Genomic DNA, 14,763 nt, shown 5'->3' with positions numbered 1-14,763 from the left:
CTTAGAAATGAATTGCCATTCCATCAACAGCAAGGGCCGCTTCACCAATTGCCTCAGATAAGGATGGATGCGGATGAATATGCGCAGAAATTTCAAAAGGTGTTGCATCAACTAACATTGCAAGGCTTGCTTCTGCAATCAATTCCGTTGCATGCGCGCCCATAATATGCACACCGACTAGATCGTTTGTCTTTTTGTCTGCAATCATTTTGACGAAGCCTTCAGTCTCACCAAAAACGAGCGCTTTACCAATTGCCGCGAATGGGAATTTACCCACTACCACATCAATCCCCTGTTCCTTCGCTTGTTTCTCTGTATAGCCTATACTGGAAATTTCCGGACTTCCATATATACAGCGTGCAATTTTATGGGCTTCCATCGGCAATGTTTCTTTGCGAGCAATATGGTCTACAGCATGAATACCTTCGTGTGAAGCAACATGAGCTAATTGTAAGCCGCCGATTACATCACCAATAGCATATATATGTGATTCCTTCGTTTGGTAATGCTCATTGACTTGGATGAAACCTCGTTCTACTTGGATATCTGTATTTTCAAGGCCGATGTTTTCAATGTTTGCTTGTCTTCCGACAGACAATAGAAGTTTTTCAGCTGCAAAGATTTGCGTTTTGCCATCTACTTCAGCTGTAATCTCAAAACCATCGCCTGTTTCTTTATACGTATCAGGTAGCGTTTTTGCATTTGTAACTATCTGAATGCCACGTTTTTTCAGTGATGTTGCCATTGCTTTTTGGATGTCATGATCTTCTGTTGGCAATATCGAATCCGAATATTCAACAACCGTAACTTCCACTCCAAAATCATGTAACATAGATGCCCATTCAATCCCTATAACTCCGCCACCAACGATGACAATTGATTGAGGTAAGGTTTCAAGTGACATTAAATCATCTGATGTTACAATATTTTTACCATCAGGCGTTAGTCCCGGAAGCGTCCGTGGTCTAGAACCTGTGGCAATAATTACGTTTTGTGGGATTAACATTTCATTTTCCCGACCGTCTTTAAATTCGACAGAGATTGTGCCAGGCATTGGCGAAAAAATCGAAGGGCCTAATATTCTGCCATAGCCTTCGTATACATCAATTTTTCCTTTTTTCATCAATGCTTGGATTCCTGCATGAAGTTTATCTATGATACTATTTTTTCTTTTTTGAGCCTGCTCAAAATTGAATGTGACTTCTTTTACATCTACACCAAAATTCTCTGCATGCTCTTTTGTTGTCCGGTATACTTCTGCGCTTCGTAGCAAAGCTTTACTTGGTATACAACCTTTATGTAAACAAGTTCCCCCTAGTTTCCCTTGTTCCACAATGGCAGTCGATAGACCCAATTGCGCGGCGCGAATCGCGGCAACATAACCTCCAGTGCCTCCACCTACTATGACAAGGTCATAATTCTTAGCCATAAGAACACACTCCCTATTTTATACTAATATCTTTTAATATTAAAAGAATTGAATAGCTACCGTTTTTCACGGCAGCTATTCAATTTTATTACCTGGTACTAAATTATATCATAAAATGCTAGATTGTCATCTCTTGATACTTATCCGCGTTGTGATAAGATATTTTTTTCGTTTTTCAAGAATGTGCCTCTTGATTTAGCCATTCTTTCAATTCTATCCTCTGCCATACGATTTGCAGCTAAGTATGTTGGAATATTATCACGTTCTGATATTTCAACAATTTTTGTAATGCTATCATAAATACCTTCAACTTTTTTCATAGCGCGATCATAGTTGTAACCGTATAATTCATCAGCTACATTGATAACACCACCAGAGTTGATTACGTAGTCTGGAGCATAGATAATGCCTTTTTCGTGAATGATCTCACCATGTTTTGAGTCTTTCAATTGGTTGTTTGCAGATCCTGCAATTACTTTTGCTTTTAATTGTGGGATTGTTTCATCATTGATGATTGCTCCTAATGCACATGGAGCAAAGATATCCACGTCTTGTGCATAAATTTCTTCAGGGCTAACAGCAACTGCACCAAATTCATCAACTACACGTTTGACAGCGTTTTCATTAATATCGGTTACGATAAGTTTTGCGCCTTCTTCGTGAAGATGCTTGCATAGTGAATAAGCAACATTTCCAAGACCTTGAACAGAAATACGTTTTCCTTCTAAGCTATCTGTTCCAAATGCCGCTTTAGCTGCTGCTTTCATACCTACATAAACACCGTATGCTGTTACAGGAGAAGGGTTGCCTGATGAACCGAATGCAGGTGAAATTCCTGTCACATAATTTGTTTCTTCATGGATTAAGTCCATATCAGCAACTGTTGTACCCACATCTTCTGCTGTGATGTAGCGTCCGTTTAAGCCTTGGATGAAACGGCCTAATGCGCGGAACATTTCTTCATTTTTGTCTTTAAATGGATCTCCCATGATTACAGTTTTACCACCACCAAGGTTAAGCCCAGCTGCTGCATTTTTATATGTCATGCCGCGCGCTAAACGAAGTGCATCCTCAATAGCTGCTTCTTCTGATTCATATGTCCACATGCGAGTACCACCAAGCGCAGGTCCTAGTGTAGTATCGTGAATAGCGATAATCGCTTTCAACCCTGAAGTTTTATCTTGGCAAATAACCACTTGTTCATAATCATATTTTCCCATATATTCGAAAATTTCCATCTTAATAATTCCTCCTTCGAAGTTATAAAAAATCTGGTTGTATCCAGTCAATAATATATAATGCAAAAAGCGTGCCAAAACTTTTTGCCTTATAAAATAAAAGTTTAAACAATTTCGACGTTTTTTTCAATGCATAGCCATGCAGATGTGTGCAGTTATTTGCACGCCATTTTATGCAAGTTCATATTTTTCTAATTTATAATACAAGCTTCTAATCGAAATTTGCAACGCTTTAGCAGTCTGAGTTTTATTATATCTATTGTCCTTGAGAGCGGTTTCAATAATTCTTTTTTCATATTGGGCCATTGCTTCATCCAATGTTCCGTTATATATTTCTTCTTCTACTTTGCCCTCTAATGTTGAAGTTTTTTGCGCCGAAATTTGCACATAGTTTTCCTGTAATTCTGTTTCAGTAGCAGGCATAAAGATCATTGCCCGCCCAATCACATTCTCTAATTCTCTTACATTACCAGGCCATTGATAGTTTCTTAACTTTTGGATTACTCCTCTAGTCACCTTTGTTACATTTCGACCATACTCACGGTTGAGTTTTTGAAGCAGACGATCTACAAGCTGCGGGATATCTTCAAGTCTGTTTCGAAGTGGTGGTATATAAATTGGCATGCGATTAAGCCTGTAGTAGAGATCCTCTCGAAACGTATGGTCATGAAGCGCTTTTTCCATATTGACATTTGTGGCTGCAATAATACGGACATCTATAGGAATGGGTTTTGTAGCGCCCACTCTAACAATCTCATGTTCTTGTAAAACACGTAAAAGTTTGGCCTGGGTGCTAAGCGACAGCTCGCCAATTTCATCTAAAAAGATACTACCTCCGTTCGCCTCTTCAAAAAGGCCACGCTTGCCGCCTTTTTTAGCTCCGGTAAAGGCACCTTCTTCATAACCAAATAATTCGCTTTCCAATAAATTTTCAGCAATTGCCGCACAATTGACTCTAATAAACTTCTCATAGTGTCGATTACTTTCACTATGTATTGCATGGGCAAATAATTCTTTACCTGTACCTGATTCGCCCCTTAGAAAGACCGTCACCGGCGTTTTTGCAGCGAGCTTAGCTTGTTCTATCGCAAGCTTCATTTCTTCTGAATCGCCGATTATATCATCGAAAACATACTTTGATTCTAGTGTTCGTATAATTGTTTTCGCTTGGCTCAATTCTTTAGATAAGTTGCGCATCTCTGTTACATCATGGATGACCCCTACGCTGCCTTTAAGCTCATCTTCAACTAGAATTGGCGCCACATTGACGATAACTTCTCTTTTGGAAGGGCCCAGGCGCAAATTAACTCCGCGTATCGGTTTTTTGGTTTCAAGCACTTTTAAATGCATACTCTCACCTTCTGAAATATCAGTAGTTGCAGGTTTACCGATAATCTCTTCCGGTGACAGGCCTGTAATCCTTGTATAAGCTGGATTAACTACAATACCCCTTCCCTTCTCATCTACTACAGAGATCGCGTCGTCGCTCGATTGTATAATAGCTTCTAACATCTTTTTTACTTCTTTCAGATCAGTAATCTCTTCCGCTAAGGCAACAACTTCAGAAATATCTTTAAAAATTGCAAGTACACCAATTTGTTCTGACTTTTCATCTACCATGGGAATTTTGGAAAGCACGACCTTTTTTCCAGATGGAAGAATTAATTCTTGATTTGTCTCTGCTTGACCTGTTTCAATCACCTGCTCGAGTTCAAGAGCATTCATAACGTCTTTATAATGCTTGCCAACTGCTTTTTCTATTGGTGTATTAGTAAGTCGCATAGCACTGTGATTATAAAAAATAATTTCTCCTTTTTGATTAACGCTCATCATGCCTTCATCTATGGAGTTAAAGATAATTTGCTGTCTTCTAGAAAATGCTTGGATTTTTTGAATATAATAATCTTTCTCCTGCAAAAGTTTGATAATAATCTCAATCACGCTACCCGGTATCACAGTCGTATTATGTGGTAACTCCTCGATCAATTCGTCATAGACCTTCGGATTACCAGTCACATCAATCGCCATATCGATAGAAGCATTCTTAAAATCACGCCAGTCATTTGCTGTAGCAATTCCTGACTTTTTAGCTTCTTTTATGCCTTTAGCATTATCATTCTTATCGATAACAGCCACTGTTTGCCAGTCTGACGAATGTGCGAGTAATTGTAGAATTGCTGTACCTCCTTTTCCTGCACCTACAATCATAATCCTATGCATTCTACTTCACTCCTTCCAAATATGTATGAAAATTCTTTCATATGGTTAGCTATCATCTTATCGGAAGTTTCCTATCTTGACAATGTGCAGGATACAAGTAAAAATGGATTATATTAGAGGAGTTGAACCAAAAATGGGGCGTTTTATTGCTTTTGTCATTCTAGCCATACCCGCTATTATGGCAGCAGCGGGCATAAAATTAATGCGAGATACATTTTTCGCCAAGTTATTCGATCCGATTCCATATCTTTGGCTACAATTTGTAATAGGGATCGTATTGTTTTTAATCGGCTTTGGATTTTTTGCCGGCTTTTTATTAAACCGTGATCGTAGAAATGGACGAGTTGCGCCAAAATATACTAAAAAAAAATAAAAATGTGCAAAAAGCACCGACAAGAATGTAGTGTTCTCTTCGGTGCTTTTTGTATAATTATCTGAGCTTTATATTGATTTACTTAGTTTCTGCATCTTCCGCACTTTCTCTGGATAGTCAGTAATCCATCCGATAACCGCATCATGCGGTTCCTCCAAAAATTGTTCATCACCTGTAATGTTATAAAAGCGGCACTTTCTTCCTTGAGCAGTAAGTGCATCAAGATACCTTTTTTTATAATAACGGGATTTATTCGCATGGATTACATCTACGTATGGCAATTTGTCTAACTCTGCCCAGTTCAATTTCTTTGTTGCAATTAAGGCGGTTTCTATTCTTGGCGCTATTTCTTTTGCTTTTTCTAGCAATTCAGGATGAAACGATGAAATATGTAAATTTGGTATTTCACTACATTTCTCCACAGTCTCTCTTAGAGCGCTTTCATCTTGAAGCAGTGACTCTTTTAATTCCACATTAAGGGGGACAGAATGGACTTTGTGCCAACCTAAAAACTCATCAAACGTGCTAATTTTAGCTCCGTTAAACCTTCTAAAGAAAAATTTCCCAACATGTAATAGTTTAACCTGATGATAGTACAAATTCGAAATCAGCTCATTTTTCCCTGTAAGACGCCTTAAATTATGATCATGAATAACAACCGGAATATGATCTTTTGTCGCTTGAATATCTAATTCTATACCATCTGCCCCTGATTCTAACGCTAATTCAAAAGCATCTAGCGTATTTTCAATACCTCGAGCAGAAGCGCCTCTATGCGCAAAAACGAGCGGTCTAGACATTTAAAACACCACTTTCCAATTTAAATTCTCCTTTCGTCATTTGTTGAATAGTTGATCTTTCAGAACCTATTTGGAGAGTTGTCTCTGGATATGCAGCTTTGGTAATGGAAATTTTCTCATTACCACTCCTCTTCAGTAGATGCAAAATCTCATCCATTTCATATTCTAGTATCTCAATTTGAGATTCCTTTTCTTTAATATTACTAGCAATCTTATCGTATGTTTGGCGCTGAGCTGGCATCATTTTATGCAAGAACTTCTGCAATTGAGCTAGCTTTCCTCTTAAATCTTTCAGGTCATGCTCCAGATTCTCTATTTCATCACTTTTTTCTTTAATCTTTTTTAAGCTGTCTTTGCGATCCGGGAGTGAAATAATCAGGTCTGTTTTACGACCAAGCTGATTGCCAACCCATGCTGCATGAATCGAATTTTTTGCGCAAATTCTCCCACCTATAAGTTTACCCTTATTCTCATCGACTCTGATATTTTGAGCCTTCATATCTGTACTGATGGCATACGTACTTATAAAAATGGTTTCTTTCGCAGCTAAATAGCAGTCATTGGTATATTGTACATAAATATTTTGACCTGCCATCACTTTCGTTATTTTGTTGCCATATATACCTCCACAAACATAGACATCTCCGTGAGTAGATTGTATAAGTTCAGCTCCAGTTACACCTTCTTTGCTCTCAATCAATATGTCACCTGTCGCCTTGACTGTAAATCCAGGTAGAATAGTTCCTCGAATCGTAATCGAGCCTGTGAACTCCAGATTGCCTGTTTCGACTCCCACATCACTCGGTATTTGAAGGTGTTCCTGAACTGATAAAGGAGGATAAGGTTGCTCGATGACACCATCAAAAAGTGCATGGATGGTCACTATACCACTCGTCTCTTTTTCATAAATAGATTTTACATCATAAACCAACATAAAATCTTTACCATCCATTGCCTCTATTCGTTGGCCTAAAACACTTTTCCCCGGGATTCCTTTCTTCGCAGGAATTTTTTCTCCTAACCATTCATCTTTTTTCACTTCCTGAATAAAGTTGATATCATAATGGTTTGCACGGCCATTATCAAGGATTTGTGGTTTCTTTTTTGGAAAGCTTTTATATGTAATCTTCGCATCTTCACCCGTTTGGGGAGGCTGGCCTTTTGCTATGACTGTTGGTTTGCCTAATAGAACAGTTTCAAGCGAAAGGGTTAAATAACCATATTGGACACCCGCATTTTCTGCTGCTTCTTTAATTTGTTTATTCATAATTAACTCATCTTGAAATAAAGTTGCAGGATGATCATTAATATACATAGTAGCTGCCATACCGTCCCGTGCTATAACGATTTCAATTGGTGGCAGCCAATAGCCAATTTCTTGTTCTTCTTTTGAACAATTTAAAAAGACACTTCGCAATGCTTGAAAACCATTTAATTTAATTCTTTTGAATTTTTTTAATACAGGTTCAAACTCTTTTAAAGAATAACCTTCTTTTTTAACTATAACATAGACAATCGCTTCTTTTTCCACAAGCATAATCCAATCATTTTCAAAAAGAACCAACTTAAAAACCTCCCATCATCCTATAATTATAGCATTTATTTCCTAATATTATTTCAATAGAAACAAAAAGCACACCTCCAGTTGTTGAATTTTACGTAAACTCAATAAATGGAAATGTGATATATAATACAATTATATTTAATAGTAGTTTATTGCTTTATAAATTTATTACAATGGCAATTTACTATTATTCTATATATCAATGCTTTTAAACCTCTCTAAACTGCCACCATTTCAATACGAATCTTATCAGCAATCATAGCAATGAATTCTGAATTGGTTGGCTTAGATTTAAGGTGATGGACTGTATAACCATTGGTATATAAGGATTTTGAACACTTTAACTAAACAAATATTTAAGTTATTTGTTGGTATACGTTTGTACATTCATTGATAATTAAATATACATCTTACCTAGAATTATAGAAGGAAAAAAGATAAGTTGCAACATATACGTTAATTTTTTTCAATAAATAGAGTAACCGTTTTAGCTACTCAATAATATTCCCTATCATAAATAGTATCTACAATTTTTATTAACTCAATAATATTTTCACCTTCATAACCAACATCACCTGTAACCATTAAAAAATCACGTGCAAGTATCATTTCTTTTCCATATTCTTCTGTAATTACTATTAAATTATCACCATGTGAGCGAGCCCCTAATAGATGATTAATATCAACATAACGATTTTCAAGGTAATCTATTCTAAGACTAATTAGAAATAGTTCCTCATTCATATCAGTTATATAAGTTCCTTGCAATTTATGATATGCGTCTATTCTTTCTTGATTTAATTGTCCACGCTTCTCATTCATGAATATCACCTCAATGATATAGTTTGCAATATTAAGGAATTTATGTAGCAAAAGTAAATTATTTAAACAAAAAAAGAGTACAGCCTTATTATATTAATAGGAAATTACTCAAAATTAATATGGTCAGAATAATTGTATAACATAACTGCTTTCACTTTCGATATTCGGTTGAATTAACGTTTAATGTACGCTGATTTGTTTACTTGCTTTGTAGCATGTTCATAAAGCTTTATCTACTGTTTATTGAATTATGACGAGAAGAATTGGAAGTGTAAATAATTTAAGTGATGAGCAATTAGCTAAAGGGAGAAAAGTAAGAGGTTTCTTTGCAGATAACAGGATGAGTTAGAATGACTTTCTGAGTTAAATTAGATTGTAGAACTATATAAATGGAAAATTTAATAAGAATAAGTAAAATATTATAGTTAATAGATATATTATAATGGTACAATAGTCTTGAATATGTTTATAGGAGTGGTAAAGTGAGCAAAAAAGTGAAATGGTTTGTTGCACTATCGGTGATTGGATTAATCTCCCTATTCATTATAATTAACTCAATACAAAAAAGGGAGGATCTACAAAGTGATATTGAAGATGATTTAGCACACAACTTTGAAGTTTATGAAAAAACGTTAGATCCACAAGATTTACCTGAAGGTATTTCTGTAGAATTTGCAAGTAAAGTCTATGCCAATTTATTAAACCTAAATCATCATTTGGGTATTCTGCCAGATATGGTTTTAGAGTGGGATAAAAATAATAATAGGAAAAAACTTGAGATTGAATATTACACTGAAAATTTTATTAAGTGTCTAGAAACTATTAAATTACAAGCAAAAACTAAAAAAGAACAAGAATTAAAGAAATCCATTCTAAAATTGAAAAGTTCTTCTTCAGAAATGGCTGAAAATTTTTTAGCTAATATGAAAAATGACAACTTAGATAAAACTGTCAATAAAGATTTCTTGAAAGTTCAAGATGATGCTATGGAAGTATCTACTCTTATTTTTAACGATGGACTTACAAAGTACTATATTAGAGTAACTTACAATAATATGAATAAACCTTTTAATTTAAACGACAGTGAACCAACGAGTTTTTTAAGTAAGGAATCTAAAAATAAGTTTAATCCTTATTTGGCTTCATATACTGTGTTAAAAAAAGATACCTTAGAAGGCTTAGAAGAAGAGGAAGAACCTATCTTTACGCCTAGTACATCACAATCCACTTCAACAGATACTAATTCAAAATATGAACCATCAATTGGAATGACTGATTATGAAACAGTTGATTCTACATGGGGAAAGCCAAATAAAATTAATAAAACAAAAACTATATATGGTGTTAAAGAGCAATGGGTATATGATAGAGGCTATTTATATTTTGAAGACCATTATTTAACTAGTATTCAAACATCAGAATAAAATTTTATTATTTTACCTTCCACAGACTGTGGAAGGTATTTATTATACTAGATAACTTGTAATATTATCGTTAATTGGATTAAAGGTCAGAGGAAGATAGATTATGTTTTTACTTCTCTTCTTCAGTATAAGCTTTTACATATTTACAGTTTGCTGTCACAAAGGCAAATGTATCTTTTTCTTTAACTAAGAAACGAGGTACACCACTCTTACTGTATCAAGTGCTTCAATATTAATTTTAATATCTTTTTTATATCTTTTTAATTCTTTTTTAAATCCAACATCGGCATAGACCCCTATATCTTTTAAGGAAACCAATTGATCATATACTTTGCTATAATGTGTGCCTTTTGTTTCCATTTTTAGGTTTGTTACTGGCTTTGAAATTCCAGCAACTTTTTTTTGAGAGTAACCTAAATGCCCAGCTATTACTTTTGCAACTACTTGGCACAATGCTCCAAAGTTATTACGATATGCAGTTGCATCCTTTTCAGAGGTTACAAAGCAAACCTCCAATAAGATTGCGGGCTTATTAGTGTAACGTAAGAAATACAATTCCTTACGTTCTTTTGCTCCCCTGTCTACAATTCCAAGAGCAGTTGCCATAGCCGAACTCATTTTTGTCGACAATGATTTAGCGTCATAGTACAAACATTCTGTGCCAGTTGCAGCCGGAGTAGCACTATTAAAATGAATGCTTACATCTAAATCACGTGTTTTACCATTGTGGTAGGAAACTATATTAGCTAAGTTTTGATTTTGTGTTTTAGCTGTTGTTTCATGATATTTAAAGCCAACACCGTTATATTCTTTGGTAAGAATATCATAAACACGATTAACTACCTTTTTAGCTTCGTCATGCTCATTTAAAATCCCAATTGCCCCTGCAACCTTGTCACCATGTCCACTGCTAATTACAAATTGTTTTGCCATATGATTCATTTCCTTTCAATTCATGTATAAATACCTTATTTAAATAGTTATCACGTATTAATACCGTAATTTGAAATACGTATTGTTAACGTTAAATCTTATCCAATACAGTATTGATAGGCTAATTTTATTTTAAAAAAATAAAGACATGCCATTAACCACAATGACATGTCCTGTTTAATACTCTAAAATCACATTATGTATAGGTTTTACTTTAATCCATTGTCTTTTAATACTTTCTCTTGCTCTTTTGCTTTGTTACTTACAACATATGTATTTTTCCAAACACCATATAAGACTACAGCAAATGGAACTATTGCTAATAAAACGTTAGTAAAATTGTCAATTGATTCTTGATTAAACCAATCTAATTTAACTCTGAGTGACTGGAATAGCAAAAGGATTGCACTAAGCACTCCACCGAATAAAGCCACATATTGTTTTAATTTATCTTTTGTCACTACTTATCTTCCCTTTCAAATGAAACTTTCTCTATACGGTCTACTCTACTTTCTAATGAGGATAGACTTTTATTAATACCATCCAGTGCAATAGCTGTTTTTTCTTGTGACTCATTACTACGTTCTAAGTGTTCTAAAAGTCTATTCTCACGTTGATCTGTACGTTTCATGACGTAAATTAACAATCCAATACATAGAATCGCCCATACAAATTGACTTGTTGCAATTTCTGATAAAGTAGCTATATCCAATCCATTCACCTTCTTTCATAGTCCTGTCCGATTTATCTAGTAGTGATAATTTTAAATAAGTTATAAATTGATAGTAAAGAATAATATAGTTAAAAATTGATTAAATAACCTTACTAACCTCACAAAATAATTAACCATAAAATTAAAATTGATAATACTAATCTGACATATATATACATACTGTGAGTCGTATAATATATGTGCTATCATTTTGTAACTTATTCAATATAGCTAACCTTTTTCATAATAAAAACCTTCCACAATAATCTGTAGAAGGCATATAAAAAGCACACCCAATACTGGGTGTGCTAAGGTAGGTTGATTTTTTAGTTTACTGTGATTTGGCTCAATGTAAACCCATCTATAGATTCTATTTTCCCTCTCCAAAGGAACCCTTCTCTCCCTGGTAAAGCATTTCCATCTGGTGAAAAGAAGTGAGCATCTATGAGATTAATAAATTCATATTCTTCAATCTTTTCTTCAATATCTTCTTCAATATCTTCTTCAGCCTTTGCTTTCTTTACTTCAGCTAAGGACTCTTCAATTCCTTGTCCAAGCACAGGAGCAATGCCTTTGGACTCTTTTAATGATTGAATTAATTTTTCTTGATATTCATCTTTACCTATTATCAATCCAGAAATTATAGTACCGTTCACATTTATAGTTATACCGGCTTGGAATCCTGAAATTGTATTAGTTAAATGAATCAATGACTGTAAAAATACGTCATTCGCCATTATTTATCACTTCCTCTCTATCTACTAAATTTCGACAAAGAGGAAGATTACCCTTTAATAAATTTCGACTAATTTAGATAAAATAAATTGACTACATTGATTGAAAAGAGATACATAAAAAATCAAAAATCTCCATGCTATCTCGTAAGTTAATTCGATTTTATCTTTTTTTCCTTTTCTTTTTCTTTTGATTCTTGGTTCCTTTTGTTTTTTTTAGTCCTTTTATTTCTTCAGTTTCATATGTTTTATTTGTTTCTTCTGATAACACCACTTTAGATACTCCTGTAATCAAAGATAAAATAATTAGACCACTTACTGCAAAATACAATCTTTGTACTATCAAGATTTCAACATGTGCTATGATAAAAGTTAATATACTAATAACTAAAATTAATAGTACATCTTTAACTAATCCTACTTTTTCTTCTTTAGATACTTCGAGTGCAACTGTTATTGCTCCAACACCAATTGCGATTGATACATTAAGTTGCGAAAGAGTAATTAGCAAACCTTTAATTTCATTATCAGGAATGACATATGCACCCCACGGAATTGCGAAAAAAGTAACTATTGCATACGTTATAAAAAATTTTCTATGTCTTAAAAGTTGATCTAATTTATGCCCCATGTTACCACCTCTTGACATAATTATCCCACAATTAAAGATCGAAATATATATCGAAATAAGTCTAAAATAATCACACGCCCTAATTTTATGGTATTATTGCCCTTTGAAAGGGGATAAAAGTAATGAGAATGAGAGATATGAAGCAACTATTAATCGAGAATATTGGAGATCTTGATTTTGAATATGAAAGAGTAGATTCCAGTAAACTTGAAGTAATTGATTTTCAAAAAGCTATTCAAGCAGTAAACAACCTAAAGGAACTAAATTTTCTTGAAAACGAAATCAACAAGTTATCAAGTTTAAAAAATATTTATCATGATAAGTCAATTAGTGACCGGATAGTGGTTGATAATAAATCTTTTAATGATTTCAACAACATAATTGAAAAAATTGAAGAAAAATGTACTGCTGCCTTAGAAGCCTTTGACCAAGCCATTCCTGACCAACGTGAATATTCAATTAGCGTTAGACTTCCAGATTATAAAAACTTGGACCAATTAAGTAAATTCTTCTCTAAACTGAATAAGTCTTTAGAGCAATCGATAGTTAATGAAGAAGTTAAAGGCAACATCACTATTCAAAATTTCGATTCTGGTTCACTATGGATAGAATTATTGGTTGGTGGTACTTTTGCATTTAAATTTGTAGGTGCTCTTACTCATACTGCTGCAGTTATACGAAACAAAATTTATCATAATAAAATAATGGAGCAACATTTAAGAACTCTTGATATTAAAAATGACAGTCTTGAAGATTTACAAAAAGGTTTATCCAAAAGCATTGATGCATTAGTTGAAATTGAAACGAAAAATCTATTAAATCAAGAAGGAATTCAGTGTGACCCTGAATACCTAGAAAAAATGAAGTACTCAGTAAAAACTTTAGCTGAATTAATAGATGAAGGAACACAGATTCATCCTTCTTACTTAGCTGAAAAAGAATATACCGAATTATTCCCAGATTTCAAAAAGCTAGATCAAATCGAGTCAAAAATTAAACAGATTGGGTCTATTAATGAATAAACAAAAAGCAAGATCTCATTATTAATGGGATTTTGCTTTAATTTAGAGCGCCTTTCTGTAATTCAATAACCATCAAGGCTTCTAAGGGACAGGAATTTATGAAGGGTTAAACAACTTAAATTTAATTATTTGTTTAGTTACATACTCATCATTACACAATTATAAGTATTTGTGTTTTACATCTAATTCGACTTCTTTTACTATTTTTTCACCAAAATTCATCTTTCTTCTTTCTTTAGTAGAAGTAAATATCACAGTTTCAATCCAAATTTGTGCTAATAATATCTTGTATTTTTCTTCACGACTTAGATTACCATGCGATATTTTTCTCATTTTTATTTCAATTTTATGCAAGTCTTTAATTCTACCGCTTAAACTATCACTTAAAATTTCGTAACAATCTTTATCTTCATCGAAATTTAATTTATGTGCAAATTCATTTCTTATTCTATTTAATTTGTAAATTACATCAAATAAATATTTCTCTAAAATACCTAATTCATAAATTAACTTAAGCTTACTAGCAAACTTTAAATTCGATATTGTTTTGACATTTGGCATAAAATATTCAATTAAATCATTTAATTCACGCTCAACATACATCTGTGACTTTAAAGTAGCAGATAGTAAATCTGAAGATGAAATTTCTTTGATCATCTTCTTTTTATCAAAAGTTGTTTGTTCTAAATTTTCGTTTGAAATATCCGCTAATCTATACTGAAATTCTAATTTGTCTTTCATGATAAACCTCCCTTTTAGGTAATTATAACTGAAAGGAAGTTTATTTTTTTGAAAATTATCTAAATAAAATTATGCTAGTCGATTAACTGTGTTTATGATACTCCACTTTCCCCAATTTCC

The 14,763-nt window shown here is 33.6% G+C and carries 15 protein-coding genes and 1 pseudogene; 3 read left to right on the top strand and 13 right to left on the bottom strand.

Annotated elements, in window-relative coordinates; genetic code table 11:
• Position 1: 1 nt before the first annotated feature.
• The 3 genes from lpdA to F0527_RS06705 form a co-directional block, all read right to left on the bottom strand.
• Entirely contained in the window at positions 2-1,429 is a 1,428-nt protein-coding gene (gene lpdA, locus F0527_RS06715; RefSeq protein ID WP_150284224.1) for a dihydrolipoyl dehydrogenase, read from the bottom strand.
• Between the two features lie 140 nt (positions 1,430-1,569).
• On the bottom strand, positions 1,570-2,667 hold the full coding sequence (locus F0527_RS06710) for a Leu/Phe/Val dehydrogenase (RefSeq protein WP_150284223.1): 1,098 nt from the start codon (positions 2,665-2,667) through the stop codon (positions 1,570-1,572).
• Positions 2,668-2,838: 171 nt separating this feature from the next.
• Positions 2,839-4,887: a sigma 54-interacting transcriptional regulator gene (locus tag F0527_RS06705; RefSeq protein ID WP_150284222.1), complete on the bottom strand. Its 2,049-nt coding sequence runs from the start codon at positions 4,885-4,887 to the stop codon at positions 2,839-2,841.
• 133 nt (positions 4,888-5,020) lie between these two features.
• Between F0527_RS06705 and F0527_RS06700 the strand changes: the two genes are divergently transcribed.
• Positions 5,021-5,260 carry a DUF2627 domain-containing protein gene (locus tag F0527_RS06700; protein ID WP_066786703.1) on the top strand — a complete coding sequence of 80 codons (240 nt, stop codon included), beginning with the start codon at positions 5,021-5,023 and terminating at the stop codon, positions 5,258-5,260.
• Between the two features lie 68 nt (positions 5,261-5,328).
• Here F0527_RS06700 and F0527_RS06695 read toward each other — a convergent pair whose 3' ends face one another.
• The 4 genes and pseudogenes from F0527_RS06695 to F0527_RS06680 all read right to left on the bottom strand — a co-directional run bounded on the left by F0527_RS06695 (position 5,329) and on the right by F0527_RS06680 (position 8,446).
• Entirely contained in the window at positions 5,329-6,060 is a 732-nt protein-coding gene (locus tag F0527_RS06695) for a glycerophosphodiester phosphodiesterase (protein WP_150284221.1), read from the bottom strand.
• Entirely contained in the window at positions 6,053-7,624 is a 1,572-nt protein-coding gene (locus F0527_RS06690) for a flagellar assembly protein A (protein ID WP_150284220.1), read from the bottom strand. The genes F0527_RS06695 and F0527_RS06690 overlap by 8 nt, the downstream gene beginning before the upstream one ends.
• A 218-nt stretch (positions 7,625-7,842) precedes the next feature.
• Positions 7,843-7,938: pseudogene (locus F0527_RS06685) on the bottom strand (sporulation initiation factor Spo0A C-terminal domain-containing protein); the annotation flags it as partial.
• Between the two features lie 181 nt (positions 7,939-8,119).
• On the bottom strand, positions 8,120-8,446 hold the full coding sequence (locus F0527_RS06680; RefSeq protein WP_150284219.1) for a hypothetical protein: 327 nt from the start codon (positions 8,444-8,446) through the stop codon (positions 8,120-8,122).
• A 482-nt stretch (positions 8,447-8,928) separates the two neighbouring features.
• Between F0527_RS06680 and F0527_RS06675 the strand changes: the two genes are divergently transcribed.
• Entirely contained in the window at positions 8,929-9,870 is a 942-nt protein-coding gene (locus F0527_RS06675) for a hypothetical protein (protein WP_150284218.1), read from the top strand.
• Between the two features lie 186 nt (positions 9,871-10,056).
• On the opposite strand, the gene F0527_RS06670 is transcribed toward F0527_RS06675, so the two are convergent.
• From F0527_RS06670 to F0527_RS06650, 5 genes are all read right to left on the bottom strand, one after another.
• Positions 10,057-10,803 (bottom strand): N-acetylmuramoyl-L-alanine amidase, encoded by a 747-nt coding sequence (locus tag F0527_RS06670; RefSeq protein ID WP_190323401.1) that lies wholly within the window; start codon positions 10,801-10,803, stop codon positions 10,057-10,059.
• 209 nt (positions 10,804-11,012) lie between these two features.
• Entirely contained in the window at positions 11,013-11,264 is a 252-nt protein-coding gene (locus tag F0527_RS06665; RefSeq protein ID WP_150284216.1) for a phage holin, read from the bottom strand.
• A complete protein-coding gene (locus tag F0527_RS06660; RefSeq protein WP_150284215.1) occupies positions 11,264-11,524 on the bottom strand; it encodes a BhlA/UviB family holin-like peptide in 261 nt (86 codons plus the stop codon). Before F0527_RS06660 ends, F0527_RS06665 begins: the two co-directional genes overlap by 1 nt.
• Positions 11,525-11,841: 317 nt before the next feature.
• Positions 11,842-12,252, bottom strand: a complete 411-nt coding sequence (gene gvpU, locus F0527_RS06655; RefSeq protein WP_150284214.1) for a gas vesicle accessory protein GvpU — start codon at positions 12,250-12,252, stop codon at positions 11,842-11,844.
• Positions 12,253-12,412: 160 nt separating this feature from the next.
• Positions 12,413-12,880 (bottom strand): hypothetical protein, encoded by a 468-nt coding sequence (locus F0527_RS06650; protein WP_150284213.1) that lies wholly within the window; start codon positions 12,878-12,880, stop codon positions 12,413-12,415.
• A 122-nt stretch (positions 12,881-13,002) separates the two neighbouring features.
• Here F0527_RS06650 and F0527_RS06645 point away from each other — a divergent pair, with 122 nt between their 5' ends.
• Positions 13,003-13,902: a hypothetical protein gene (locus F0527_RS06645; RefSeq protein ID WP_150284212.1), complete on the top strand. Its 900-nt coding sequence runs from the start codon at positions 13,003-13,005 to the stop codon at positions 13,900-13,902.
• A gap of 159 nt (positions 13,903-14,061) precedes the next feature.
• Here F0527_RS06645 and F0527_RS06640 read toward each other — a convergent pair whose 3' ends face one another.
• The gene (locus F0527_RS06640) at positions 14,062-14,643 is read right to left on the bottom strand and encodes a hypothetical protein (protein WP_150284211.1); all 582 of its coding nucleotides are present in this window, start codon (positions 14,641-14,643) and stop codon (positions 14,062-14,064) included.
• Between the last annotated feature and the right edge of the window lie 120 nt (positions 14,644-14,763).

This window comes from Rummeliibacillus sp. TYF-LIM-RU47 (assembly GCF_008638315.1).
GTDB lineage: Bacteria > Bacillota > Bacilli > Bacillales_A > Planococcaceae > Rummeliibacillus > Rummeliibacillus stabekisii.
Note: the sequence above shows the minus strand (reverse complement) of the source record. Positions and strands in the feature narration are given on the sequence as shown.

Bases quoted from the DNA above. Each gene is read 5' to 3' on its own strand.
- F0527_RS06650 (WP_150284213.1), bottom strand. From the start codon at position 12,880: ATGGGGCATAAATTAGATCAACTTTTAAGACATAGAAAATTTTTTATA.
- F0527_RS06710 (WP_150284223.1), bottom strand. From the start codon at position 2,667: ATGGAAATTTTCGAATATATGGGAAAATATGATTATGAACAAGTGGTT.
- lpdA (WP_150284224.1), bottom strand. From the start codon at position 1,429: ATGGCTAAGAATTATGACCTTGTCATAGTAGGTGGAGGCACTGGAGGT.
- F0527_RS06700 (WP_066786703.1), top strand. From the start codon at position 5,021: ATGGGGCGTTTTATTGCTTTTGTCATTCTAGCCATACCCGCTATTATG.
- F0527_RS06670 (WP_190323401.1), bottom strand. From the start codon at position 10,803: ATGGCAAAACAATTTGTAATTAGCAGTGGACATGGTGACAAGGTTGCA.
- F0527_RS06680 (WP_150284219.1), bottom strand. From the start codon at position 8,446: ATGAATGAGAAGCGTGGACAATTAAATCAAGAAAGAATAGACGCATAT.
- F0527_RS06695 (WP_150284221.1), bottom strand. From the start codon at position 6,060: ATGTCTAGACCGCTCGTTTTTGCGCATAGAGGCGCTTCTGCTCGAGGT.
- F0527_RS06705 (WP_150284222.1), bottom strand. From the start codon at position 4,887: ATGCATAGGATTATGATTGTAGGTGCAGGAAAAGGAGGTACAGCAATT.
- F0527_RS06640 (WP_150284211.1), bottom strand. From the start codon at position 14,643: ATGAAAGACAAATTAGAATTTCAGTATAGATTAGCGGATATTTCAAAC.
- gvpU (WP_150284214.1), bottom strand. From the start codon at position 12,252: ATGGCGAATGACGTATTTTTACAGTCATTGATTCATTTAACTAATACA.
- F0527_RS06645 (WP_150284212.1), top strand. From the start codon at position 13,003: ATGAGAATGAGAGATATGAAGCAACTATTAATCGAGAATATTGGAGAT.